At 70.5% G+C, this 24,017-nt stretch carries 26 protein-coding genes; 7 read left to right on the forward strand and 19 right to left on the reverse strand.

The window, feature by feature from the left end; all coding sequences use genetic code 11:
* Positions 1–87: 87 nt before the first annotated feature.
* The gene (locus ACLJOU_RS06080) at positions 88–1,188 is read right to left on the reverse strand and encodes a LacI family DNA-binding transcriptional regulator (RefSeq protein WP_410563935.1); all 1,101 of its coding nucleotides are present in this window, start codon (positions 1,186–1,188) and stop codon (positions 88–90) included.
* Between the two features lie 186 nt (positions 1,189–1,374).
* On the opposite strand from ACLJOU_RS06080, the gene ACLJOU_RS06085 reads away from it, so the two are divergent.
* From ACLJOU_RS06085 to ACLJOU_RS06095, 3 genes are read left to right on the forward strand one after another with little or no spacing between them, the layout of a single operon-like run.
* Positions 1,375–2,280 carry a metal ABC transporter solute-binding protein, Zn/Mn family gene (locus tag ACLJOU_RS06085; RefSeq protein ID WP_410563936.1) on the forward strand — a complete coding sequence of 302 codons (906 nt, stop codon included), beginning with the start codon at positions 1,375–1,377 and terminating at the stop codon, positions 2,278–2,280.
* Between the two features lie 2 nt (positions 2,281–2,282).
* Positions 2,283–3,128 carry a metal ABC transporter ATP-binding protein gene (locus ACLJOU_RS06090; RefSeq protein ID WP_410563938.1) on the forward strand — a complete coding sequence of 282 codons (846 nt, stop codon included), beginning with the start codon at positions 2,283–2,285 and terminating at the stop codon, positions 3,126–3,128.
* 3 nt (positions 3,129–3,131) lie between these two features.
* Entirely contained in the window at positions 3,132–4,013 is an 882-nt protein-coding gene (locus ACLJOU_RS06095) for a metal ABC transporter permease (RefSeq protein WP_410563940.1), read from the forward strand.
* A 34-nt stretch (positions 4,014–4,047) separates the two neighbouring features.
* Here ACLJOU_RS06095 and ACLJOU_RS06100 read toward each other — a convergent pair whose 3' ends face one another.
* Together ACLJOU_RS06100 and ACLJOU_RS06105 are read right to left on the reverse strand one after the other, a co-directional pair.
* The gene (locus tag ACLJOU_RS06100; protein ID WP_410563943.1) at positions 4,048–5,256 is read right to left on the reverse strand and encodes a DUF445 domain-containing protein; all 1,209 of its coding nucleotides are present in this window, start codon (positions 5,254–5,256) and stop codon (positions 4,048–4,050) included.
* 39 nt (positions 5,257–5,295) lie between these two features.
* Positions 5,296–6,468, reverse strand: a complete 1,173-nt coding sequence (locus ACLJOU_RS06105) for a DUF445 domain-containing protein (protein ID WP_410564757.1) — start codon at positions 6,466–6,468, stop codon at positions 5,296–5,298.
* Between the two features lie 163 nt (positions 6,469–6,631).
* Between ACLJOU_RS06105 and ACLJOU_RS06110 the strand changes: the two genes are divergently transcribed.
* Both ACLJOU_RS06110 and ACLJOU_RS06115 read left to right on the forward strand, forming a co-directional pair.
* Positions 6,632–7,591, forward strand: coding sequence for a hypothetical protein (locus ACLJOU_RS06110; protein WP_410563945.1), 960 nt, complete (start codon positions 6,632–6,634; stop codon positions 7,589–7,591).
* A gap of 346 nt (positions 7,592–7,937) precedes the next feature.
* Positions 7,938–8,588 carry a class II aldolase/adducin family protein gene (locus ACLJOU_RS06115; protein ID WP_410563947.1) on the forward strand — a complete coding sequence of 217 codons (651 nt, stop codon included), beginning with the start codon at positions 7,938–7,940 and terminating at the stop codon, positions 8,586–8,588.
* On the opposite strand, the gene ACLJOU_RS06120 is transcribed toward ACLJOU_RS06115, so the two are convergent.
* The 14 genes from ACLJOU_RS06120 to ACLJOU_RS06185 form a co-directional block, all read right to left on the reverse strand.
* Positions 8,585–9,238: an HD family phosphohydrolase gene (locus tag ACLJOU_RS06120; RefSeq protein WP_410563949.1), complete on the reverse strand. Its 654-nt coding sequence runs from the start codon at positions 9,236–9,238 to the stop codon at positions 8,585–8,587. The two genes, ACLJOU_RS06115 and ACLJOU_RS06120, sit on opposite strands and share 4 nt — an antisense overlap.
* Positions 9,239–9,311: 73 nt before the next feature.
* The gene (locus ACLJOU_RS06125) at positions 9,312–9,950 is read right to left on the reverse strand and encodes a hypothetical protein (RefSeq protein WP_410563950.1); all 639 of its coding nucleotides are present in this window, start codon (positions 9,948–9,950) and stop codon (positions 9,312–9,314) included.
* Between the two features lie 2 nt (positions 9,951–9,952).
* A complete protein-coding gene (locus tag ACLJOU_RS06130) occupies positions 9,953–10,966 on the reverse strand; it encodes a hypothetical protein (RefSeq protein ID WP_410563953.1) in 1,014 nt (337 codons plus the stop codon).
* A 183-nt stretch (positions 10,967–11,149) separates the two neighbouring features.
* On the reverse strand, positions 11,150–11,731 hold the full coding sequence (locus ACLJOU_RS06135) for a transglutaminase-like domain-containing protein (RefSeq protein ID WP_410563955.1): 582 nt from the start codon (positions 11,729–11,731) through the stop codon (positions 11,150–11,152).
* Between the two features lie 73 nt (positions 11,732–11,804).
* Complete coding sequence (locus ACLJOU_RS06140) at positions 11,805–12,410, reverse strand: histidine phosphatase family protein (RefSeq protein ID WP_410563956.1); 606 nt, start codon at positions 12,408–12,410, stop codon at positions 11,805–11,807.
* Between the two features lie 108 nt (positions 12,411–12,518).
* Positions 12,519–12,872 (reverse strand): hypothetical protein, encoded by a 354-nt coding sequence (locus ACLJOU_RS06145; RefSeq protein WP_410563958.1) that lies wholly within the window; start codon positions 12,870–12,872, stop codon positions 12,519–12,521.
* Positions 12,873–12,898: 26 nt separating this feature from the next.
* Positions 12,899–14,332, reverse strand: a complete 1,434-nt coding sequence (locus tag ACLJOU_RS06150; protein ID WP_410563959.1) for an MBOAT family O-acyltransferase — start codon at positions 14,330–14,332, stop codon at positions 12,899–12,901.
* Between the two features lie 52 nt (positions 14,333–14,384).
* Complete coding sequence (rlmB, locus tag ACLJOU_RS06155) at positions 14,385–15,341, reverse strand: 23S rRNA (guanosine(2251)-2'-O)-methyltransferase RlmB (protein ID WP_086848935.1); 957 nt, start codon at positions 15,339–15,341, stop codon at positions 14,385–14,387.
* A 28-nt stretch (positions 15,342–15,369) separates the two neighbouring features.
* Entirely contained in the window at positions 15,370–16,758 is a 1,389-nt protein-coding gene (cysS, locus tag ACLJOU_RS06160; RefSeq protein WP_410563960.1) for a cysteine--tRNA ligase, read from the reverse strand.
* Between the two features lie 43 nt (positions 16,759–16,801).
* Positions 16,802–17,488 carry an HAD family hydrolase gene (locus tag ACLJOU_RS06165; RefSeq protein WP_410563961.1) on the reverse strand — a complete coding sequence of 229 codons (687 nt, stop codon included), beginning with the start codon at positions 17,486–17,488 and terminating at the stop codon, positions 16,802–16,804.
* 22 nt (positions 17,489–17,510) lie between these two features.
* A complete protein-coding gene (locus ACLJOU_RS06170) occupies positions 17,511–17,906 on the reverse strand; it encodes a PPOX class F420-dependent oxidoreductase (RefSeq protein ID WP_410563962.1) in 396 nt (131 codons plus the stop codon).
* Between the two features lie 330 nt (positions 17,907–18,236).
* On the reverse strand, positions 18,237–18,704 hold the full coding sequence (gene ispF / locus ACLJOU_RS06175; protein ID WP_410563964.1) for a 2-C-methyl-D-erythritol 2,4-cyclodiphosphate synthase: 468 nt from the start codon (positions 18,702–18,704) through the stop codon (positions 18,237–18,239).
* Positions 18,701–19,315: a 2-C-methyl-D-erythritol 4-phosphate cytidylyltransferase gene (locus ACLJOU_RS06180; protein WP_410563967.1), complete on the reverse strand. Its 615-nt coding sequence runs from the start codon at positions 19,313–19,315 to the stop codon at positions 18,701–18,703. Before ACLJOU_RS06180 ends, ispF begins: the two co-directional genes overlap by 4 nt.
* Positions 19,316–19,368: 53 nt before the next feature.
* Positions 19,369–19,860 carry a CarD family transcriptional regulator gene (locus ACLJOU_RS06185; RefSeq protein ID WP_004559016.1) on the reverse strand — a complete coding sequence of 164 codons (492 nt, stop codon included), beginning with the start codon at positions 19,858–19,860 and terminating at the stop codon, positions 19,369–19,371.
* Between the two features lie 287 nt (positions 19,861–20,147).
* Here ACLJOU_RS06185 and ACLJOU_RS06190 point away from each other — a divergent pair, with 287 nt between their 5' ends.
* Both ACLJOU_RS06190 and radA read left to right on the forward strand, forming a co-directional pair.
* Entirely contained in the window at positions 20,148–20,867 is a 720-nt protein-coding gene (locus ACLJOU_RS06190; protein ID WP_410563970.1) for a hypothetical protein, read from the forward strand.
* Between the two features lie 39 nt (positions 20,868–20,906).
* Entirely contained in the window at positions 20,907–22,265 is a 1,359-nt protein-coding gene (gene radA, locus ACLJOU_RS06195) for a DNA repair protein RadA (RefSeq protein WP_410563973.1), read from the forward strand.
* On the opposite strand, the gene ACLJOU_RS06200 is transcribed toward radA, so the two are convergent.
* Together ACLJOU_RS06200 and ACLJOU_RS06205 are read right to left on the reverse strand one after the other, a co-directional pair.
* Complete coding sequence (locus ACLJOU_RS06200; RefSeq protein ID WP_410563975.1) at positions 22,266–23,339, reverse strand: hypothetical protein; 1,074 nt, start codon at positions 23,337–23,339, stop codon at positions 22,266–22,268.
* Positions 23,332–23,925 (reverse strand): RNA polymerase sigma factor, encoded by a 594-nt coding sequence (locus ACLJOU_RS06205; protein WP_410563977.1) that lies wholly within the window; start codon positions 23,923–23,925, stop codon positions 23,332–23,334. The genes ACLJOU_RS06200 and ACLJOU_RS06205 overlap by 8 nt, the downstream gene beginning before the upstream one ends.
* Positions 23,926–24,017 lie beyond the last annotated feature (92 nt).

The following is a 24,017-nucleotide window of genomic DNA, read 5'->3' on the forward strand; positions in this document are numbered from 1 at the left end:
GCCAGTGGCCCCGCGGCGCGGGCTTGCCACTCCATTTGACCGGGTGACTACCCGGCTGGGCAATGCGTTAAGAGCAATGTCACCAGCTCAGCCCCCGAACCAGGGCTCCTCGACGGTCCGCGGCGGTGCCGACGTCCGGCCGACGCGCAGCTCGGTCGGCAGGGTGATCACCTTCGGCGCGCTCCGCTCGCCCGAGCTGAGCAGCAGCCGCCCGGCCGTTTTGCCCTTTTCCAGCACCGGCTGGTGGACCGTGGTGAGGCCGATGCGCTCGGCTTCGGCGATGCCGTCGAAGCCGGTCACCGTCAGGTCCTGCGGCACCCGCAGCCCGCGCCGCTCGGCCTCGGCCATGGCGCCGAGCGCGAGGATGTCCGAAGTGCAGATCACCGCCGTGATCTGCGGGTACGCGTCCAGCAGCTGCCGGGCCGCGGACGCGCCGTCGTCCACCGTGTGGTCGAAGCGCTCGACCACCGGGACGCCGGCCCAGTCGACGCCCGCCGCCGAGAACGCGGCGGCCAGCGCCTCCAGCCGGGTGCGCTGGACGTGGAAGTGCGCGCCGCTCTGCCGGGTCGCCGACACGAAGTCGTCGTTGCGCTCGCGGGCCAGCCGCATGCAGATCACGCCGACCTGTCGGTGGCCCAGCGTCACCAGGTGCTCGGCGATCTTGCCGACCGCGGCGGCGTCGTCCGGGCCGACGCGGTCGATGCCTTCGAGGCTCGGCTGGTCGATGATCACCGTCGGCACCGGCCGCTCGAGCACGGCGGCCAGGTGCGGGTCGTCGTCCGGCACGGAGTAGACGACGAAGCCGTCGACACCCGCGCGGTGCACCGCGGCGACGTCTTCGCGGCCGGGGCTGGCGGGCACCAGGTGCAGGCCGACGCCGGCGTCTTCGCAGGCCAGCGCCAGTCCTTCGAGGACACCGACGGCGGCGGGGTCGCGGAAGGCGTAGGAGAGGTTCTCGGTGAGCAGCAGGCCGACCGCGCCCGCCTTGCGCGTGCGCAGGGAGCGGGCGACCGGGTCGGGACCGGGGTAGCCGAGGCGCCGCGCGGTCTCGAGGACGCGTCGGCGCAGTTCCGGGGACAGCTGGTCCGGCCGGTTGTAGGCGTTGGACACCGTGGTCCTGGACACACCGAGCTCCGCCGCGAGCGACGCCAGTGTCGCCTGCCTCCGGGTGCGAATAGGACGGCCCATCAGCAAACCGTAACGGTTCAGATCGGTTTCCTGAAGAGACACCCCGCGTGGTCGATGTCTCGATCCGCATGCGCGAAGACGCATACACCAAAGCAGGATCTGATGGCCAGAAAGTCATCCGGATGGGGTAAGGTGAATCTGACAACGGTTTCCATTAGCGTCTGTGTTCGACCCAGGAGTTCCTCGATGAGTTCTCGCCGCACCAGGAGCGTGCTCGCCGCCGCTTCGGCCCTGTCCGTGTTCGCCTTGACCGCGTGCTCCGGCGGGACGTCCTCCGACGGCGGCGCGCAGGGCGGCGACGGCAAGGTGAAGGTCGTCGCCTCGACCGATGTCTGGGGCAGTGTCGTGACCGCCGTCGGCGGCCAGGACGTCGAGGTCAAGTCGGTCATCCACGACCCGTCGGCCGACCCGCACTCCTACGAGACGACCGCGGACGACGCCCTCGCGGCGAAGGGCGCGCAGCTGCTGCTGTCCAACGGCGGCGGGTACGACGAGTTCTTCGGCAAGCTCACCGAGCAGGCGAGCAGCGCGAAGCAGCTCGTCGCCTACGACATCGCCGCGACCGGCGACGAGAACGAGCACGTCTGGTACGACCTGCCGGGCGTCGGCGAGGTCGCCGACCGGCTCGCCGCGCAGTTGGGCGAGCTCAAGCCGGCGGCCAAGCAGCGGTTCGCCGACAACGCGACCGCCTTCAAGGCGAAGGTCGGCACGCTCGAGAAACGGCTGGAAGAACTCGGCACCACCCACCCCGGTACGAAGGTCGTCGTCACCGAGCCGGTCGCCCACTACCTGCTGACCGGCGCGAAGATCACCGACGCGACGCCCAAGGCGTTCTCGGACGCGGTGGAGAACGACACCGACGTCCCGGCCGACGCCGTCAGCGCCTACAAGCAGCTCCTGGCCACCAAGCAGGTGAAGGCGCTGATCGACAACGAGCAGACGGTGACGCCGCTGACCCAGGACGTCGTCAAGCAGGCGAAGGAAGCGGGGATCGGCGTGGTCGGCGTGACCGAAACGCTCCCCGCGGGTGTGACGGACTACATTGGCTGGATGACCGGGGAAGTCGACGAGCTGGCTGGGGCGTTGAAGTAGCCATGGCGCTCGTATCCGACGACTTACGTCCCGCGGTCCGGGTCCGCGGGGCGGGCCTGGCGTTCGGCACCCGCACCCTCTGGTCCGGGCTGGACCTCGTCGTCGAGCCGGGCGAGTTCCTCGCCGTGCTCGGCCCCAACGGCTCCGGCAAGAGCAGCTTCCTCAAGGCGCTGCTCGGCATGCAGGACCTGTCGGCGGGCTCGGTCGAGATCGCCGGCGGCCGTCCGGGCGGCGCGAACCGCAAGATCGGCTACATCCCGCAGCAGCGCGCGATCGACGAGTCGCTGACGCTGCGCGGCGTCGACCTGGTCGGGCTCGGTCTCGACGGGCACCGCTGGGGTCCCGGCCTGTTCGGCATGGCGGCCCGGCGCCGCCTGGTGGCCGAAGCGGTCGAAGCCGTGGGCGCGACCCGGTACGCGAAGCAGCCCGTCGGCCGGTTGTCCGGCGGTGAGCAGCAGCGGCTGCGGGTGGCGCAGGCCCTGGTCGGCGACCCCGAGGTGCTGCTCTGCGACGAGCCGCTGCTGTCGCTCGACCTGGCCCACCAGCGCGCGATCAGCGAGCTGATCGACCGGCGGCGGCGCACGGCGGGCACGGCGGTGCTGTTCGTGACCCACGAGATCAACCCGGTGCTGCCCTTCGTCGACCGGGTGTTGTACCTGGTCAACGGCCAGTTCCGGATCGGCAAGCCGGACGAGGTCATGACGACCGGGACGCTGTCGCAGCTGTACGGGACCCGCGTCGAGGTGCTCAAGGTCGGCGGCCAGATCCACATCGCGGGCGCGCAGAGCGCGTTGTGCGAGGCGGAGCCGCACCACCACGAACACGACGTCGAAGAGCAAGTGGGCTGAGTCTTGAACCTGTTCGACTTCGGCAAGACCTGGGAGCTGATCACCGAGCTCGACGGCGTCCGGACGGCGCTGCTGGCGGCCGCGATCCTCGGCCTGGTGGCGGGCGTGCTGGGTCCGCTGATCGTGATGCGGCGGATGTCGTTCGCGGTGCACGGGACGTCCGAGCTGGCCTTCACCGGCGGCGCGGCGGCCCTGCTGCTCGGGATCGGCGTCGAGTACGGCGCGCTGATCGGCGCGGTGGTGGCGGCGCTCCTGCTGGGCATCCTGGGTGCCCGCGACGCCGACCGCGACTCGGTGATCGGCGTGATCCTGTCCTTCGGACTGGGCATGGGCGTGCTGTTCCTGTCCTTCTACAAGGGACGGTCCGGGAACAAGTTCGGGATCCTCACCGGCCAGATCATCACGATCGATTCGACGAACCTGACGTTGTTCGTGGTGTCGTCGGTGGTGGTGCTGGCGGTGCTGGCGCTGGTGTACCGGCCGTTGCTGTTCGCTTCGGTGGACCGGAACGTGGCCGTGGCGCGCGGGGTCCCGGTGAAGACGCTGACGGTGGTGTTCGCGTTGCTGGTGGGCGTCTCGACGGCGTTGAGCGTGAAGGTCGTCGGGTCGCTGCTGGTGGTGGCGCTGATGGTGACGCCCGCCGCGGCCGCGGCCCGCGTGACGGCGTCCCCCTGGAAGGCGACGGTGCTGTCGGTGGTGTTCGCCGAGGTGGCGGCGATCGGCGGGATCGTGCTGTCCCTGGCGCCGGGGCTGCCGGTGAGCGCCTTCGTGACGGCGATTTCGTTCCTGATCTACGTGGTCTGCCGCGTGCTCGCCTGGCAGCGCGACCGCCGGAGCCGGGTCCGCTCGGTGGACCCGGCCCCGGACCTGGTCGCGGCGGCCTGACCCAGGCGCCCCAAGGCCACATCGGGGGCGCTTGTCAGCCGAGCATCAGCAGGACCTGCAGCTCACCGACCACGAACCCGATCACCCCGCCGACCGCGATGAGCTTCCACTCGTCCTGGCGGAACGCCGGCCGCAGCAGGCCCTCGAACTCGAGCGGGGTCAGCGCCAGCATCCGCTGCTCGATCACCTTCGCCACGTCCATCGCCTCGGTGAGGTACCCCTCGGCGTAGCGGGCGGTAACCGGCAGCTGCTCCAGGGCCTTCCGGGCCGCGGCCTGCTTCATCTCGCGCAGGCGCGTGCCGCCCACCGTCCAGGCCAGTGGCATCTGCGTGTCGACCGTTTCCGACACCAGGTTCTCCACCAAGGCCGCCAGCCGGTCGGCCCGGGGGCCGCGCAGGATCGCGTCCAGCAGGTTCTGGACGGTCAGGACTTCCTTGGCGATCAGTTCGCCGTACTGCCGCGCCACCTCGGCCCGGCGGCGCTGGAACTTGCCCTGGAAGATCACCCGGCCCACGCGCACCGGCTCGCGGGGGACGAAGATCAGCTTGATCGCCAGCCAGTCGGTGCACAGGCCGATGACCCCGCCGAAGACCGGCAGGATCCACGGCTCGCGCGTGACCGCCCACACGAGCGTCTGCACCAGACCCAGGCCGAACCCGAAGTAGATTCCCATCCGGGCGATGAACGCCATCTCCGGGCGGGACGTTTCGCGGATCAGCCGGACCAGCAGCTTCTTGTCCCGCGTCAGGCGCTGGACCGTCATGTGCTGGACGTCGAGGACGTCCTCGAGGTTCTCCCGGACGTCGTCGAGGAACTCCCGCACCAGCCGTGGCGCCGCCGCCTGGACCTGCTTGATCAGCATCTCCTGCGCCAGCGTCGGGAGGATCTCCCACAGCCGCGGGTGGTGCTCGGCCAGCACCTCGCGCGCGGTGTGGTCGACCGCGCGCAGCAGCGGCTGCTCCAGCTCGCTGGTGATGATCACCGGGTCGATCCGGTCGAGTACTTCGCGGAGGTCGAGCAGGTTGGCCGTCAGCAGCTCGGTCGCGACCGCGGCCATCCGGCCGCCGTGCTTCGGCACGACACCCTGCCAGCCGAGCAGCGGCGGGATCCCGACGAACTCCAGCGGCCGGAACATCATCTCGATGGCGACGCGCTTGGTCACGTACCCGATCAGCGCGGCGATGAACGGCATTGCCGCATACAGCGGCCAGTGCAGGGCGAGGTCGTGCAGGACAGTGTCCATTCCGGCCTCCTCGCGATCCCGAGATCGAAACCGTACCGGCTATCCGAGCAGGGCGAGCACCTGCAGCTCACCGACGAGCCCGCCGATCACCGCGCCGACGGCGATGAGTTTCCACTCGTCCTGGCGGAACGCCGGCCGCAGCAGCTGCTCGAACTCCAGCGCGCTCAGCTGCTTCATCCGGTCCACGATCGTGTTGCGCACGTCGAGGGCGTTGACCGCGTAGTCCTCGGCGTACCGGATCGTCTCCGGGACGCGCTCCGCGGCCTTCGCCGCCGCCGTCTGCTTCATCTCCTGGAACCGTCTCGTGCCGACGGCCATGGCGACGAACGGCTTGACGACGCTCGCCTGCGCGTCGATCGTCTTCTGCACCTCGCGGGTGATCATCGCGAACAGCCGGTCCGACTTCGGGCCGCGCAGCACCGCTTCCAGGAGGTTGGGGATGGTGATGATCTCGCGCGCGATCATGTCGCCGTAGTCGGCGGCCACCTGGTCGCGGCGTTTCTGGAAGATGCCCTGCCAGGTGCAGAGGCCGAAGAACCGGCGCGGTTCGCGGGGCAGGAAGATCATCTTGAGGGCGAGCCAGTCGGTGAACCAGCCGATGCCCAGGCCGAACAGCGGCAGCACGATCGGCGACTTCGTCAGTGCCCACACGACGAGCTGCACGCAGCCGAGGACGAACCCGAAGGCGACGCCGGACCGGGCGATGAACCGCATTTCGGGCCGCGAGATGTCCCGGATCAGGCGGTTGAGCAGGGCTTTGTCGCGAACGAGGTTGGTCACGACCATGTGCTTGAGGTCGAGGACGTCCTCGATGTCGCCGGCGATCTCCCGCATGATCTTGGTGATCGCCTTCGGCGCCTCGGCCTGGACGCGCTTGAGCAGCAGCTGCTGGGCGCTGTTCGGCAGGACCTCCCACAGCCGCGGCTGGTAGGTCTCCATCACCTCGCGGGTGACGTCCTCGACGACCCGCAGCAGCGGCTCCTCGATCTCCTTCGCCACCTCCGCCGGGTCGAGCCGGGCGAAGATCTCCTTCGGGTCGACGAGGTTGGTGGTCAGCATTTCGGTGGCGGTGGCCGCCATGCGTTCGGCGTTCGCCGGCAGGACGCCCTGCCAGCCGAACGGCTTGACGCCGACGAACTCCAGGGGCCGGAACATCATCTCGATGGCGACGCGCTTGGTGACGTAGCCGATGAGGGCCGCGATGAACGGCATGCTGACGTACACCTGCCAGTGCGCGCCGAAGTCCACGCGGCGAACGTTAGCGGCTCGGGCCTCCACCAGCGCGGAATGCCATGCGTCACGGGGGGTTGCCGAAATCGTGATGCATCCGTTTGGCGGTACGTCTTCACGGACCCCTGCTCATTAAGGTGGCCCGATGGTCGCGCCTGAGAAGCCCCCGTCCGCCCCGAAGACCGCCCAGTTCGCCGTGGGTGTCCGCGGCTACAACCAGCGTCAGGTCGACGAACGCCTCGCCGAGCTGAACAAGGACCTGCGCGAGACGTCCCGCAGCCGCGACGAAGCCGTCGCGACGTCCGCGGACCTCACGAAGGCCCTCGCGTACGCGCAGAAGGAGCTGGCCGAGACGAAGGCCGCGCTGGCGCGGATGAGCTCGAGCCCGTCCGGCGCGGGCGCGATGGCCGAGCGCGTCCGGATGATGATGCAGCTCGCCGAGGAGGAGATCGCGGACCTGCGGTCGGCGGCCGAGGCCGACGCGGCATCGACCCGCGACCAGGCGGACAAGTACGCGCACGAGACCCGCCGCACGGCCGACAAGCTGGCGAAGGACGCGGAGGAGGACCGCGCGCGGCTGCTGTCGGAGGCGAGGGCCGAGATCGAGAAGCTGAACGCGGCGGCGGGCGCGAAGCGGGTCGAGCAGGCAGCGGCGGCCGAGCGCGCCCGCAAGGAAGCGGACGCGGCGGCGGAGGCGGCAGCGGCGGCGGTGCGGGAGGAAGCGGACCGCAAGGCCGCGGAGGAGCTGGCGGCGCGGAAGAAGGCGTTCGAGGAGGAATTCGCCCGCAAGAAGGCCGAGACGGAAGCGGCGCTGGAGTCGGCCCGGTCGCAGCAGGCCGCGGCTGATCAGGCGCGGAAGCTGGCGTTCGAGTTGAGGTCGAAGGTGGCCGAGCGGATCGCGGCGACGGATGAGGCGGTCAAGGAGGCGATGAGGCTGCTGGCGCCGGTTGAGGGGGACGCTCCCGCTGCTCCTTCGGAGAAGGCCGGTGCTTCGGGCGCGAAGGAAGCCGCTCCGGCGAACGGTGACCGCAAGCCGGCCCCGGGGCCGAAGTCCCCGGCTGGTCCTGCCGCTCCTGCTGCTCCTCCTGCTTCGGCGAAGGCGTAGTTATCCACATCGGGTTGGGTTGTCCACAGATTTCCGCCGTCACCCTTTTGTGCAGCCCACTCCCGATACGCTGGGACAGGGGACGCCCCCCGGAGAGGGTGGGGGCCGCCCTTGTGCCTTGACCCGGCGCCACCGCCCGTGTTTCCGGCTTCGTATCGGGGTGGCGGGGGGAGGTCCGGGTGGGGGCGCCGGTCCTGCTTCAGCGTGCCGTTTCGGCGCGCCGCTTGTCCTGACCCGGTCGGTGCACTGCTCCCGAAGATCCCCCGGTCGGGGAGGTGGCCGACACTCGGGGGTGGCTGGCAATCTGCACAGCAGTTGCCGATCACCCACGAGATGGGACCTGTGCATGATCCTCGAGACCGAGCGGGCCGCAGTCTGCGCCTACGCGCGCCGGATGGTGGGGGATGGCCTTGTCGTCGGTACCTCCGGCAACGTCTCCGTGCGGGGTGGGGACCTCGTTGCCGTCACCCCTACGGGGGTCGCCTACTCGAGTCTCACCCCCGCCGACATCCCCGTCGTCGATCTCGGCGGGCAGGTTGTCGACGGCTCGCTCAAGCCGACCAGTGAACTGCCGGTTCACCTGTCCGTGTACTGGGACGTTCGTGACCCGGACGGGGAGCCCGTGACCGCCGTCGTGCACACGCACTCGCCGCACGCCACCGCCGTCTCGACGCTCGTTCGGGAAGTTCCGCCGATCCACTACATCGTCGCCACCATCGGGCCCTCCGTGCGCGTCGCGCGCTACGCCACCTATGGCACGCCGGAGCTCGCCGCCGCCGTGCTGGAAGCCCTCGAAGGGCGCCGCGGCTGCCTCATGGCCAACCACGGCACCCTCACCTACGGCGACGGCCTCGAGGCCGCCTACCACCGCGCCCAGCAGCTCGAATGGGCCTGCCGCGTGTGGCTGCTCGCGCAGAGCGCCGGCCGGCCCAGCCTGCTGCCGCCGCCCGAGGTCGCCAACGTCGTCGAGCGGCTTCGCGGCTACGGGCAGGGCTAGGACGCGACCGCGTCCAGCAGCTCGACCACCGTCGGGTCGTCGACCGCCTCCTTGATGCACTGCCACAGCTGCAGGTTCGCCGTCGCCCAGCGCGAGTACGTCGCCGCCGCCTCGGGGTTGTAGAAGTAGTACCCCTCGTCGTGGACGTCGCACTGCTCGCCGACGATCTTGTCCGCCAGCTCGCGCAGGCTCAGGCCGTTCTCGCGCAGGTACCGGTGCGCCAGCACCACCGGCGTCACCGGCAGCGCCTTGAACAACGTGTCCGCGTCGCTCAACGCCTGCGCTTCCAGCGAAATGTCGCGGCCACGCGTGGCCATTTCCGCCTCGTCGACGATTTCGTCGATCCACTGCGCGATCCGCGCCGGAACGCCGCACTCGGCGAGGATTTCCCGCCGCAGACCGCTCCCCGCCGCGGCGGGGGAGTTCCGGAGCACCAGGTAGTTGACGTCGTGCACCAGCGCGGCCGTTTCCACCACCGCTTCGTCGGCCCCGTTGTGCCGGGCGAAACCGACCGCCTTCGCGCGGACGAAACTCACGTGGTGCCAGCCGTGGAACTGCAGCCGATCGGCGTACTGCCGGCAGAGCCGGTGGACCCGGTTCTCAACGGCGTCGACGATCACGTGGTCGATCGTGCTTTCCTGCGTGCGCATACACCTCTCCCATCCCGGCCGTGGTGTTCAGACGGGTGGAGTAATGGTAAGCGCCGCTGACGCCGGTGTGTAGCTAGATGCGGTCGGCCAAGTCCCCCAATCGGACCTCCACCGGAACGTGACGATGCCCGATTCCGCTGGCCGGGTCGAAAGACAGGCTGAAACTGCTCACCGGGCGTGATTTAACGAGGAAAGTCATCGTGCCGGTGCCCGCTTCGGGGATCCGGTGGAATTCGTCGGCCAGCATGGTGGCGCAGGCCCCTGCCGCGCACCGCGTCCGGCGGCGCAGCCGCGCGGACGAGATCAGCCCGGTGCCGGCGTCGATCGTCGTCTCGTACCTTTCGTGCAGGTAGTCACCACGGAGGATCGTGGTGCAGAAGTGGTACCTGTGGTTGTGCACGGAATCCGCGTACCCTTCCCGCCAGTCCTGCTGCGCCTTGTATTCGTGCAGCCAGAAGGAAAACGGGTCGCACGGCGAATCGAGCAGGCACCAGGCGAAGTGGGTGGTCGTTTCCCGGGACGAGCGCAGGACTTTGGTGGCCTGCGCGGCCGACAGGGCGCGCAGCTGCGTGCGCAGTTCCTCCCGCAGGCCGGGCTGGGCGGCCCACGGCCGGAACCAGCCGTCGACCGCGCGCCAGTCCGCGGCGAGCGGGAAACCGGCCGTGCGCAGGCGGGTGGCCAGTTCGGAAAGGGGGGACAGGCGGGTGAGCAAGGTCAGCTCCCTAGCTCGGCGACTGCGGAGAACTCCGCGCGGAAGGCGTGGAACTTGCCCTCCAGTTCGCGGAACTGCTCCTCGGACAACGGGGATCCGGTGATCTTCTCGAACAGCGCCAGGAAATCCGTCCGCGTCGTCGCGGACGTGATGCGGAAGTGGCGGCCGGTCCGGGACTGCGAGACGCGCAGGAATTCGGCGCGTTCCATGTTGTACAGGAAGGAACCTTCGGTGAACCGCAGAGATCGCGGGTACAGCTTCGTGGCGCCGCGGACGTCGCTGTAGAGCGACACCCAGACGCTGTCGTCGAACAGTTCGAGCCGGTCCAGCGGCGGGTCGGCGACCACGGTGATGTCGACCGACGCGCACCGGCTGCGCGCCAGGAAGAGGCCGACGAGCCCGATCCGGATCTCTTCTTCGAGCCGGGTCTGGATCTGCTCGTAGTCGACGTCGGCGGCCTCACGGCGCAACAGGTAGCGGGCGCGCCCGCTGATCGAGTTCGCGTCGCGCGGATCCGCGATGACGGCCCGCAGTTCCCGTTCGGTGCGGGAAAGCAGGAGGCGGGCGGCCGCGTGCCGCCCGGAGAAGCCGCGGAAGAAGTACTGCCGGGTCGCGTCGAGGTCGGCCATCAGCGCGCGGTTGAACGCGGGGTCGGGATCGGTCGTCGCCTCGAACACGTCGGTGGGGAAGAACTCCTTATTCAGCGCGCGGTATTCGGCGCTCAGGTCCTCCAGCGCGCGCCGGCTTTCCTCGATCACCGGGGTCACGAGCGCCTGCTGCGAGGCGCTGGCGGTGATCAAGGTCTGGCCGAACCCGACGATCGCGGAGATCAGCGTGCCGGTGCCCAGCGACGTCACCAGGTTCTTCCCGGTGCCGGGGTCCATCAGACCGGCGATCCACAGGCTCAGGCCGGCGACCACGACGAGCACCGTGAGGAGCAGGCTCGTCCTGGTCCAGAAGATCTCCTGCAGTGGGGTACGGCGGAGGCGTCCGCCAGCCGCGGCCACGTGCTTCACCTCCCTCGAACCACCCGAACGGACGAACGCGTAAAGTGTCTGTTCGAGCGCGGGGAGTCACTTTACGCGCCTCGCAGGGTGTGCGAAATAAGAAGTTCGGGGGACAGGACTGACGGACAGACGTCACTCTCGGCAATAATTCACCGGGTCCACCGGTTTTACGAAAATACCGGAAAACCATGATCAAAGTGTGCGCGGCAGCCCCTTTTCGTACCAGCCGGGGCCCGGCTCGGCCGTCATCAGGAAATCCACGACGACCGGGGCCGGCGCGGGATGGATCTCCGGGTGATCGCGTTCGCCGCGGGCCGGGTCGACCGGCCAGGCCGGTTTCTCCGCGTCGAGCGAAAACTCCCCGCCGGCGCCCGTGCGGTTGCCGCGGGCGTCCAGCCGCGACCACTTGCCGTGCAGGTACACGGCATTCAGCCCGTGCAGCGCGGAGAGTTCCTGGTAGCAGAACCCGGCGGGAATCCCTTGCGCCCGCAGCAAAGCAGCGAGCAGGTGCGCCTTCGCGTGGCAGATGCCGACGCGCTCGCGCAGAACGTCCGACGCCCGCCAGGTGACCCGCGGATCACCGGCGTCCATGACGTGTTCGACCTCGTCCCGCACGAAGAGGAACGCGGTTTTCGCACCCGCCACGGGATCCCCGCCGTCGCGGCGCCAGGCGTCGGCCAGCGCGCGGATCGACGGGTGCCGGTGATCGACGACGGCGTCGGCGACGAGGTAGTCGCTCAGCCGATCGGAGGTGGGCGTTGGGCCGGAGTTCATCCACGCATCCTGACAGGTACGGCCATTCGGGCGAGACCGGTTTTCCGGCGTCGCAACGCTCCGCGTTCGTCGATTACGGAATGTAGAAATCCGGTGGGAAGCCGGTCCAGCGCAGCTCGGCGGGCAGGTGGCTGAGGTCGTTGTAGGTCAGCAGCGCGGCGGGCCGTCCCGGCGAGTACCGGACAACGGTGAGCCCGGCGTTGGCGTGGCTGAAGGTGAGCCACCGCCACGGCGGCGCGTCCTGCGCGGCGCGCACGAGCCACCCGACGAGGAAGTTGTGCGTGACGAGCACCTGATAGCGCGGCTCGGACCCCGGCACGGGCCCGCTGAACCGCCGTTCGGCCTCGGCGGCGAGCTCTTCGTCGGCGGGCGGGAACTGGCGGGCGAAGGCGAGCAGGAGGTCGCCGGAGGTCTCGGGGAGCTCCTCCCGCATCGGCAGGTAGGGGACGAAGTCGCCGGCCGATTCGTCGACGTAGGTGGGCACACCGGGCAGCTGCGCGGCGATGAGCTGGGCGGTCTCGGCGGCGCGCGGGAGGGGACCGTGGTGGATCGAGGTGACGGGGACGTCGCGCAGGCGCAGCCCGAGCAGGATGGCTTGCCGCTGGCCGGCTTCGGTGAGTCTCCCGTCCGGACCCGCTTCACCGTGGCGGGTGAGGAAGAGGTACCGCGTGGTCAGCACGGGGCCAGGCTTTCACGGTTGAGCCGTTCGGGTGAGCGGGTTGAGCATACTGAACGGGTGAGCGAACCCGGTCGAGAGCGACCACGAGACCGGATCGCTGCGGCGGAGTCAGCCGACGGGAACGAGGACACCCTCGGGCCGCTGGCTGGGCGCGAACTGGGCGACCAGGCGCACCGGCGCGGGGTGCGGTGACAGGACGATCGAGGCGAACGGGGTGATCGTGTGGTCGTGGCCGCTGTTCGTCTGGAGGTGGACGCTCACGTGGACGTTGCGGTCGGCCGGGATCTCGAAGGAGACCGAACCCCAGGTGACGATGTACTGGCGGCCGTCGACGCTCGCGATGGGGGCGTAGGCGCGGACCGTGTGGCCGAGGTGGGGGATTTCCACGGTGAGGAGGCGGCGCGGGCCGTTGTGGTGGTCCACGTACGGGATCACGCCCGGGGTGCTGGACAGGTCGGTCACGTTCTCGCGTTCCTCGGGGCCGTTGCTCAGAACTGGTAGTACAAAAAGGGGCTGAACGTTCCCGTGGCGATCAGGATGGCCGCGTACAGCAGCCCCACCGTCATCACGCCGATGCGCAACGCCGTTGCCGGGCGGCTTCGGGACGACTCCAGCAGGGGGCCGGTCACCGGGTGGGCCGGGAGCAGGAACACCGCCAGTGCCGCCAGCAGCAGGACCAGGCGCTGGTTCGTGAACGCCTGCTCGACCCCCGAGCCGAGGCCGTCGAAGTCGGGGATCAGCATGTGGCCGAGCATCGACAGCGCGTGGCCCAGGTCCGGGGACCTGAAGAACACCCAGCCGAACACCACCAGGAGCATCGTCAGCGCCCGGCGGAGGTGGCGCTTCCAGGGCTGGGGTGGGTCCAGGTCCAGCGCGAAGCGGCGCTCGATCACCAGCAGCGCTCCGTGGTAGCAGCCCCACACCAGGAACGTCCACTGCGCTCCGTGCCAGAAACCCGTCAGCACGAACACTGTGCACAGGTTGCGGTACGTCTTCGCCGCTCCCCGGCGGTTGCCGCCCAGGGGGATGTACACGTAGTCGCGGAACCAGCGGCTCAGGCTCATGTGCCAGCGGCGCCAGAACTCCGTGATCGTCACCGACGAGTACGGCCGGGCGAAGTTCTCCGGCAGCCGGAAGCCCAGCATCCGGCCCAGGCCGATCGCCATGTCCGAATAGCCGGAGAAGTCGAAGAACAGCTGGAGCGTGTAGCCGATCGCGCCGAGCCACGCCGTCGCGAACGTCATCTGGTCCGATGGCACCTTGAAGCATGCCTCGACCAGCGGGCTCAGGGAGTCCGCGATGATCGTCTTCTTGCACAGGCCCAGCGCGAACCGGGGGAAGCCCGCCGCTATGTCGTCGAGGCGGTGGGACCTCAGCTGGGGAAGCTGGTCGGCGATCTCCCGGTAGCGCACGATCGGGCCCGCCACCAGCTGCGGGAACATCGCGATGTACGCCGCGAACGACACCGGGTTGCGCAGCGCTTGGCGCTCACCGCGGTAGATGTCCACCACGTAGGAGATGTGGTGGAACGTGTAGAACGAGATGCCGATCGGCACGACCAGGCTCGCGACCGGCACGCTGCCGCCGAACCAGTGCGCCACCGCCGCGATCTGCTGCGTCGCGAACCCCGCGTACTTCCAGATCAGCAGCACCGCGACGTCGAGCGACACCACCGCGATGAGGATGCGCCGGCGCCGGACGCCGTGGACGTCCCACGGGCTCGGGGCCAGCAGCGGCCCGGCCAGGAAGTTGACGACCATGCAGCCCAACAGCAGGAACACGAACGCGCCGGCGCCGATCGTGTAGAACAGCAGGCTGCCGACCGCGATGATGCCGTTGCGCCACGTCCGCGGGCACACCAGCACGGCGATGAGCACCGCCGGCATGAAGTACCACAGGAAGAGCGGCGAAACGAACGACATCGGGTCCCCTCGATCTGGTCCGAGGGGACCTTAACCCGACTGGGTGGCGGTGTCAGACCCGCCCGGCGGCACGGCGGCGCCGCGCCACTTCCGCGAGGAGCACCCCCGCCGCCACGGACGCGTTCAGCGACTCGACGCCCGCCGCCATCGGGATCGACACCGTCGCGTCGCACGTCTCGCGCACCAGGCGGGACAGGCCGCGGCCCTCCGAGCCCAGCACGATGACCAGCGGGTCGGCCGCCAGCTCCAGCTCGTCGATGTCCACCGAGCCGTCGGCGTCCAGGCCGACCAGCATCAGGCCGTCGTTCGCCCACGCCTTGAGCTGACGGGTCAGGTTCGTCGCCACCGCGATCGGCAGCTTCGCCGCCGTGCCGGCGCTCGTCCGCCACGCCACCGCCGTCATGCCCGCGCTGCGCCGCTCCGGCAGCAGGACGCCGTGCGCGCCGAAGGCGGCCGCCGACCGGATCACCGCGCCCAGGTTGCGCGGGTCGGTGACGCCGTCGAGCGCGACGAACAGCGGGACCTCGCCCGAGTTGCGGGCCACCGCCATCAGGTCGTCCGGGTGGGCGTACTCGAACGGCGGGACCTGCAGGCCCAGGCCCTGGTGCACGGCCCGGTTGGTCTTGCGGTCCAGCTCCTCGCGCGGGATCTCCAGGATCGAGATGCCCTTGTCGCCGGCCAGCCGGACGGCGTCGTTGACGCGGTCGTCGATCTCGATGTTCAGCGCGACGTACAGCGCCGTCGCCGGGACGCCGGCGCGCAGCGCCTCGACCACCGGGTTGCGCCCGGCGATCAGCTCCGGCTTGTCGGCCTTCTTCTGCCGGGCCTGGTCGCGCTTGGTCTGGGCGTTCGCCTGGCGGTAGGCCTTGTGCCCGGGGCGGTCCTCCGCCTTCGGGGTCGGGCCCTTGCCTTCGAGGGCCTTGCGGCGCTGACCGCCCGAGCCGACGACGGCACCCTTCTTGGTGCCCGTCTTGCGGATCGCGCCCTGGCGCCGCGAGTTGCCTGCCATGGTGAAAGTTCCTTGCTGTCTAACGAGATCAGTCGGACTTCACAGTCCACTGAGGACCGTTGGGGGTGTCCTCCACCACGATGCCCGCCTGGGAGAGGCGGTCACGGGCGGCGTCCGCGCGGGCGAAGTCCTTCTCGGCGCGGGCCTGCTGGCGCTCGGCCAGCAGCCCTTCGACGATCCGGGCCAGCGCTTCTTTGGTGGGCGTTTCGGAGCCGCCCGCCTCGGACCAGCGCGCGGACAGCGGGTCGAGGCCGAGCACGTCGGTCATCGCGCGGACGGCCGCGGCGAATCCGAGTGCCTTGGAGGTGTCGCCCGCGTCGAGGGCGGCGTTACCGTCCCGGACCGTGGTGTGGACCACGGCGAGCGCCTGCGGGGTGGCGAGGTCGTCGTCGAGCGCGTTCGCGAACGCTTCGGGGATCGTGCCCAGCACGACCTCTCCCGACTGCGCGGCGCGGCGCAGGAACGTTTCGATCCGCCGGTAGCCCTGCGCGGCCTCGGAGACCGCGGCGTCGGAGTACTCGATGGTCGACCGGTAGTGCGGCTGGACCAGGTAGTACCGCAGCTCCGGCGCCCGGTAGCGCTCCAGCATCGCCGGGATCGACACGGTGTTGCCGAGCGACTTCGACATCTTCTCGCCGGACATGGTCACCCAGGCGTTGTGCAGCCAGAACCGCGCGAACGCGTCGCCGGCCGCGTTGGACTGGGCGCGCTCGTTCTCGTGGTGCGGGAACACCAGGTCGATGCCGCCGCCGTGGATGTCGAACTCCGCGCCGAGGTACGCCGTCGCCATCGCCGAGCACTCCAGGTGCCAGCCCGGCCGGCCGTGCCCCCACGGTGTGGGCCACGACGGCTCGCCCGGCTTCGCGCTCTTCCACATGGTGAAGTCGCGCGGGTCGCGCTTGCCGCGGGTCGGCGTCTCACCCTGCTGGACGTCCTCCAGGACCTGGCCGGAGAGCTTGCCGTACTCGTCGAACGACTTCACCGAGAAGTAGACGTCGCCGTCCGCGACGTAGCCGTGGCCGCGCTCGATGAGGCGTTCCATCAGCTCGACCATCTGGGTGACGTGCCCGGTCGCGCGCGGGTTGATCGACGGCGGCAGGCAGCCGAGCTGCTCGTACGCGGTCTCGAAGGCGCGCTCGTGCGTCGCGCCCCACTCCCACCAGGGCCGCTCGTGCTCGGCGGCCTTCGTGAGGATCTTGTCGTCGATGTCCGTGACGTTGCGGACCAGCAGCACGTCCAGTCCACTGTGGACGAGCCAGCGGCGCAGGACGTCGTAGTTCAGGACACCGCGGACGTGCCCGATGTGCGGCACGCCCTGCACGGTGGCCCCACACACGTAGATCGACGCCGTTCCGCTACGGACGGGGTGGAACTCCCGTACGCTCCGGGTCGCTGTGTCGAAAAGGTGAAGGGCCACCCTCGAAGGGTACGGGGTCGGGCGTGAGCGACGTCGCAGGCCCTCAGCCCACGCCGTGCGCGCGCAACGCCGTGAGCAGGGCGTCCGGCCGGTCGGCCGTGGGCAGCGGGTCGACCAGCGCGAACTCGCAGCCGAGCGCACGGGCGCCGCCGTCGGCTTCCTCGCTGTCGCCGACCATCAGCGTCTCGGTGGCCGGGACACCGAGCGCGCCGACGGCCTTGCGGAAGATCTCCAGCTCCGGCTTGATGGCCCCGACCTCGAAGGACAGCACGAACTCGTCGACGTAGGCGTCCCACCCGCGCGCGGTGAAGGCCGGCCGGATGTCGAAGGCGATGTTGCTGAGCACCCCGACCTTGAGGCCCCGCTCGGCGGCGGCCTTCAGCGCGGCTTCGGTGTCCGGGTACGGGGTCCACTGGCTGGGGTCGATGAGCCGGTCGTACAGCGCCTTCGCCTGGTCGGCGTGCGGGACGCCGGACTTCTTGAGCACCTCGAGGTACACCTTCCGGTGCAGCGCGGGGTCGCGGTCCCGGTGGTGCCAGGCGTGCACGTGCTCGGCGTCGAGCTCGACGACCTGCCCGACCGGGGCGGTCATCCGGCGCATGAGCTCGGCCTGCGCCTCGATGTCGAGCGGGTCGCCGCGGTGGTCGGTCAGCTCGGTGAGCCACGACTCGTCCTGCTCGAGCCGGAACAACGTGCCGGAAAAGTCGAACAACACCGCACTGATCGTCATGGGTTTCAGCCTAACGGGACCCTCAGGCCGAATGCCCTGTGATGTGTTCGGGGACCACGCGCACGAGCACGCGCACGACGTCGGCCGGCTCGGGCGGGAAGTCCTGGCCGACGTACTTGTGGGAGAGCTCGTCGATCAGCTCGCGGCCGCCTTCGACGGTGACCTCGGCGCGCCCGCGGATCTCGACGTAGTTCTCCGGATCGGCCAGGTCGAAGACGGAGACGGACACCCGCGGGTCGCGCCGGATGTTGCGCTCCTTGCGCCGGCCCTGCACGGTGGCGAAGACCACGGTGTCGCCGTCCCGGCGCGCCCAGACGACGGAGCTCTGCGGCGAGCCGTCGGCGTTGGTGGTGGCGACGACGGGGTAGTTCGTGCCGTCGAGCAGGGCCTTGGTGGCTTCGTTGAAGGTCGCGGTCATGGTCTGGACCCTATTTGACGTTCCCGGCGATGTGCTCGGTTTTCGGGCGCACGACCACCCGCTGGACATCGGCCCCCTCGGGCGGCGGGTCCTGGGCGAGGTGCTTGTGGCTGGGCATCGGCCGCCGATCGCCGCCCCGGAACAGACCCCCACCCTCTCCGGGGGACCGGCCCCGCTCCAGCGTATCGGGCCGGTCTGACAAAAAGCGGGAAAGCTCACATCCTGCGCCGGGCCTGTCCACATTCGCGGCGGCCTGTGGACAACTCGGCAGCCTGGTCGCCGCGGCACGGGACCGCGTGCCGGGTGCGATACTCGCCACAGAGGCGGGATCTACTCCGCCGCCAGCAGCAGGGCGGTCGCGAAGGCGGCGATGCCCTCCCCGCGCCCCGTCAGCCCCAAGCCGTCCGACGTCGTGCCCGACACGCTCACCGGGCCGCCCACCGCTTCCGACAGCACCTTCTGGGCCTCCTCGCGCCGCTTGCCCACCCGGGGCGCGTTGCCCACGATCTGGACCGTGGCGTTCCCCACCCGCCAGCCCGCCGCCTCGATCAGGGCCCTGACCTCGGCCAGCATGTCCGTGCCGTGGGCGCCGTCCATGCGGGGGTCGCCCGTGCCGAACACCGCGCCCAGGTCGCCGAGGCCGGCCGCCGACAACAGGGCGTCGCACAGGGCGTGAGCTGCGACGTCGCCGTCCGAGTGGCCCGCGCAGCCGTCCACGCCCGGCCACTGCAGGCCCGCCATCCAGCACTCGCGGCCCGGCTCGACCGGGTGGACGTCGACCCCGTTGCCGATCCTCACAGCGTCTCCTCGTTCTTCGGTGCCGCCGCGATCGCCTCGGCCAGTGACAGTTCGAACTCGCTGGTCACGCGCATCGCGTCCGGGTGGCCCGGGACCGTCGCCGCGCCGGTGGGTGCGAGGTCCGGCCGGAACGCTTCCAGCGCGTAGCCGACCGGCGTCTGGAGCGTGCGCAGCCGCGTGCGGTCCTCCGTGCCGACGATCAGCGAAGCCGCGTCGGTCACCTTCACGGTGTCGGCCATCGGCAGCACCGGGACCACCACCGGCGAGCCGTCGCGGACCGCGCCGATCACATCACTCACCGTTTGCGCAGGAATTAAGGCACGCAGCGCGTCGTGGAGGAGTACAACTGAGTCACGGGAAAGTTCGGGCTCGACGGCGGCGAAGGCCTGCCGGAGCGAGCCGGGCACGACCCGGCAGCCGAGGCCGCCGACCGCCTCGGAAAACGACGACGCACACCGCTGGGGGGCCGCCACGAGCACCAGATCGATCTCCGGTACGCCGAGCAGCCCCCGCACGGTGTGCGTGAGTAGCGCCTCACCATGGACCGGCGTGAGAGCGGACTCTCCGTCGGAGGCATGATGTGCGACGGTCACGATCGCGACGACGTTCATCGGTACGCGATCGTAGAGGCACCCACCCGCCCGTCGGGCAGGACGCCTTGGGCTCAGACCGTCGCGGTTTCCAGAACTTCGTCGAGGAGGACCTCAGCCTTGTCCTCGTCGGTGCCCTCCGCGAGCGCGAGCTCGCTGACCAGAATTTGCCGCGCCTTCGCCAGCATGCGCTTCTCACCGGCTGAAAGTCCGCGGTCCTTCTCTCGCCGCCAGAGGTCGCGCACCACTTCGGCCACCTTGTTCACGTCGCCGGAGGCGAGCTTCTCGAGGTTGGCCTTGTACCGACGAGACCAGTTGGTGGGCTCCTCGGTGTGCGGAGCACGCAGAACGTCGAAGACCTTGTCCAGTCCTTCTTGCCCGACGACATCGCGGACGCCGACGATTTCGGCGTTGTCTGCGGGCACGCGAACCGTGAGATCCCCTTGCGCGACCTTGAGGACGAGGTACTTCTTTTCCTCGCCCTTGATCACGCGGGTCTCGATGGCTTCGATGAGTGCGGCACCGTGGTGCGGGTAGACGACGGTCTCTCCGACCTTGAAAACCATGTGTCCTCTGCCCCTTTCGCTGACTCCATCCTAGCACGGGCCGCCAGTGCCCACCTAGCGGGCCGGACTCGTCCTCGCAGGTCAGCGGCCTGGCCGGGGGTTGACAAACGTCGGACCCCCGTGCTCACGCAGGTAGCGGGGAAGCGTTTCGTCACAGGCTGGGAATTCCTTTGTGGACGGTTGATCTTGGTCGCCGGGTCCCGGCAACGCACACCCGTTCCGCGGCGGAGATCGACCCCGGCTAGTCTTCGGGGCGACGAGGCCGTTGAAAAGGGAAGGACTGCGACGTGAGGCTGCAGAATCGTCGCGTGCTCGGTGCGGGCGTGCTGGCGCTCGGTGCCGCGCTCGCGCTCGCCGGGTGCGGGGCAGGCCAGATCACCCAGACCTCGACGCAGCAGGCCGCGGTCAACGGGACGCACGCCCAGGTCAAGAACATCGACCTGCGCAACGCCGCCGTCCAGTACCCGACGTCCGGACCGGGCTACGCGGCCGGCGCGACCCCCGCACTGACCCTGACGATCGTGAACCGGGGCGCCCAGGACGACTCCCTCGTTTCGGTGACCACCGAAGGTGGCGGGCAGGCGACCATCGACGGCTCGAAGACCGTCGTCGCGGCGCACTCACTGGTGATCGGTCCCGACGCCGCCGCCGAGTCCACGAACGAGGTGCAGCCCACGTCCTCGGGCGCGCCGACCGCGCCGACCGCGCCGACCTCGTCGTCGAGTGCCCCGTCGAGTGCCCCGTCCAGCGCCACCCCGCCCGGCAGCAGCTCGGCGAGCAACAGCCCGGGCCACCTGACGGCGACGGCCACCTCCGAGGTCCCGTCGTCCGGCCCGGCCGCGACGCCGACCGCGCCCGAGAAGGTCGGCCAGGCCACCGTGACGCTGGCGGCGCTGAAGCAGCCGCTTTGGCCGGGTCAGGTCATCAAGGTCACCTTCGTCTTCCAGAACGCCGGGCCGGTCACGGTCGAGCTGCCGGTGGCGGCTCCGGCGCACGTCAAGGAGTAGGTCCCCGGTTTTGTCGGTGGTCGCCGATAGCCTCGCGGGGTGAAGAAGGGGACCACCTACCGCTGCGGGAGCTGCGGGTACGAAGCGGCCAAGTGGCTGGGCCGGTGTCCGGAGTGCCAGGAATGGGGCTCGTTCGAGGAGCGCGGGGCGCCGGTCAAGCCGGCCATCCAGCGCGTCGCGGCGGGGGCGCCCAGTGCACCCGCGCGGCCGATCGGCGAGGTCGACGTCGAAGCCGCGCGCGCCCGCCGCACCGGGGTGCCGGAACTCGACCGGGTGCTCGGCGGTGGCCTGGTGCCAGGCGCCGTGGTGCTGCTCGCCGGTGAACCGGGCGTCGGCAAGTCGACCCTGCTGCTCGAGGTCGCCTACCAGTGGGCGAAGACGGTCGACCGCTCCCTGTACGTCACGGGCGAGGAGTCCGCGGGGCAGGTCCGGTTGCGCGCGGAGCGGACGGGCAACGTCCACGACCGGATGTACCTGGCCGCCGAAAGCGACCTTTCGGCCATCCTCGGGCACGTCGACGACGTCAAGCCGGGCGTGTTGATCGTCGACTCGGTGCAGACCATGGCGTCGCCGCAGGTCGACGGGTCGCCCGGCGGGGTGACACAGGTGCGCGCGGTGACGTCCGGGCTGGTCGCGCTGGCCAAGGAGCGCGGGCTGCCGGTGGTGCTGGTGGGGCACGTCACGAAGGACGGCTCGGTGGCCGGCCCGCGCGTGCTGGAGCACCTGGTGGACGTCGTGCTGCAGTTCGAGGGCGACAAGCACTCGACGCTGCGCATGGTCCGCGGCATCAAGAACCGCTTCGGCGCGGCCGACGAGATCGGCTGCTTCGAGCTGCAGGAAGAAGGCATCGTCGGGGTGCCGGACCCGTCGGGGCTGTTCATGAGCCACACGGCCGAGCCGGTGTCGGGCACGGCCATCACCGTCTCGCTGGAGGGCAAGCGGCCCCTCCTGGGCGAGGTGCAGGCGCTGGTGTCGTCGACGGCGGCGCCCCAGCCGCGGCGCGCGGTGAGCGGCCTCGACTCCGCGCGGGTGGCGATGGTGCTGGCGGTGCTGGAGAAGCGCGGCGGGCTGAAGCTCGGCGACAAGGACGTCTACGCGGCCACCGTCGGCGGCATGAAGATCACCGAACCGGGTATCGACCTGGCGCTGGTGCTGGCGCTGACGTCTTCGTTCGAAGACGTGGCCCTGTCGCCCCGGCTGGTGTCGGTGGGCGAGGTCGGGCTGGCCGGCGAGATCCGGCGCGTGCCGAGCGTGAGCCGCCGCCTGGCGGAGGCGGCCCGGCTCGGGTTCACGCACGCCCTGGTCCCGCCGGACTCGGGCAAGCCGCCCGCCGGCATCCGGGTCCTGGAGGTGGCGAACGTCGCGGACGCGCTGAACGCCGCCAACCACGCCCGTTGATCACCCCGGCGTCTGCGTGATGGCGAACGAGTACACCGACGTCGGGTCACCGGGCCGCCGCTGCGGCTTCTGCCGTTCCGTCGTCGTCCGCGAGGGCGTGGAGTTCGGCGTGGAGGTGATCGCCGGGGCCGGCTGCCCCGCGTCCCAGGCGAGCAGCCGAGCCGTCGCCGGGTCGAGGTACAGCCGCTGGTCCGAGTCCTTGGCGCCGAGGATGCTGGCGGGCCGGCCGTCCGGGGTGTGCCCCGGCACCACGAACCCGCCGGAGACGCGGCCGAAGGCGTCGGACAGCGCGAACCGGACGTTCTTGGGGGCCAGTCCCAGTTCCAGCACGCTGCGCACCATGGTGAGCGCCTCGGTGGCGGAGTGCTCCCGGCCGTTGTAGAAGTTGTTGAGGGGGTCGTACTTCAGCCGCGTGGCCAGGTTCGACCGGTCCGGGACGAGCGAGGCCACGAACGCGGCGTCGGGCTGCAGCCACTGCTGCGGGGGCGTCCTCCCGGGCGGCGTGCTCGCGCCGGGCGCCGGCAAATCGCCGGGGAACACGCCGCCCGGGCCGAACTCGTCCTTGGGTGGCAGGTCCACCTGGACGTGCTGGGCGTCGGCCGGGCTGAGGCCCTGCACGACACCCGTCCACATCGTCCGCCGGTGCCAGACGCCGGCGGGATCGGCCGGGATCCACAGCTCCACCTTCTGCTGGACCCAGACCGCCTGCTGGTACCGGATCTGGAGCTCCCAGCCGAGCTTCTGCGCGTAGCGGAACTCGCCGGGCGCGAGCGGGCGGTCGAGGTCGACCGGCACGGCGGGCCGGGAGATCTCCGGCGGGTCCGGCGTCCACAGGGCGGTGGCGACGCCGAGCCCGCCGACCAGGGTGACGACGGCCGCGGCCACCGCGAGCCACCGCCACGCCCCGCTCCGGCGCGGCCCGGCGGGCGGCGCTTCTTCGACGCCGGCCGCCGCGAGCAGGGACGCGCGGGCGAAGGCGAGCCCGTCGTCCTCCTCGAAGTCGCTGTTCAAGTCCGCCAGCGCCGAGTCGAGTTCGGCTTCGGACCAGATCTTCCGGACGTTGTCTTCACGCAAGGTCCTGCACCTCCTCCGGGGCCGGGGCGTTCGTCCTGAGCCAGCGTCTGATCCGGTGCAACCGCGACCGGACGGTACCGGGCGGGATCCCGAGGGCCTCGGCGACCTCGGCCGGCTCCAGTCCGGCCCACGACACGAGCAGCAGCGTGTCGCGGTCGGCCGGGCTGAGCCGGGCGAGCGCACCGGCCAGTTGCGCGGCGCGCACCTGGGCGTCGACCTGCTCGGCGACGCGGCCGTCGTGCCCCGCGTGGCTCGCTTCGCCGGTCCGCGCCAGCCGCGCGGTGGCCTGCAGCCCGCGCAGTTCGGACCGCACGTGGTGGCGCAGCAGGTTGGTGGCGATGCCGTAGAGCCACGACCGCGCGGTGCCCAGCTCGGGCCGGTAGGTCTCCCGGCGGCGCAGGGCGACCAGGAACGTCTCGGCGACGAGGTCGTTCGCCGGTTCGGTGCCGACCCGCCGGGCCAGGTACCGCCGCAGCGGGGCGGCGTGGACGTCGAAGAGCCGGCCGAACGCCGGCCCGGGCTCGGGTCCGCCCAGGTCGGGCCGGTCGTGCCCCCAGAGCTCCGGATCCTCGTGGATCACCTGCATGCCCCCAGTTGCCCGCAGCCTTCGCGAGCGTTCACGGGGGGAACCTACCTTCGTCGTGATCCGTCCGGGGGCGGGTGAGGGACAACCGGCGA

Origin of the sequence: Amycolatopsis sp. cmx-4-61, assembly GCF_046548775.1 — a bacterium.
GTDB lineage: Bacteria > Actinomycetota > Actinomycetes > Mycobacteriales > Pseudonocardiaceae > Amycolatopsis.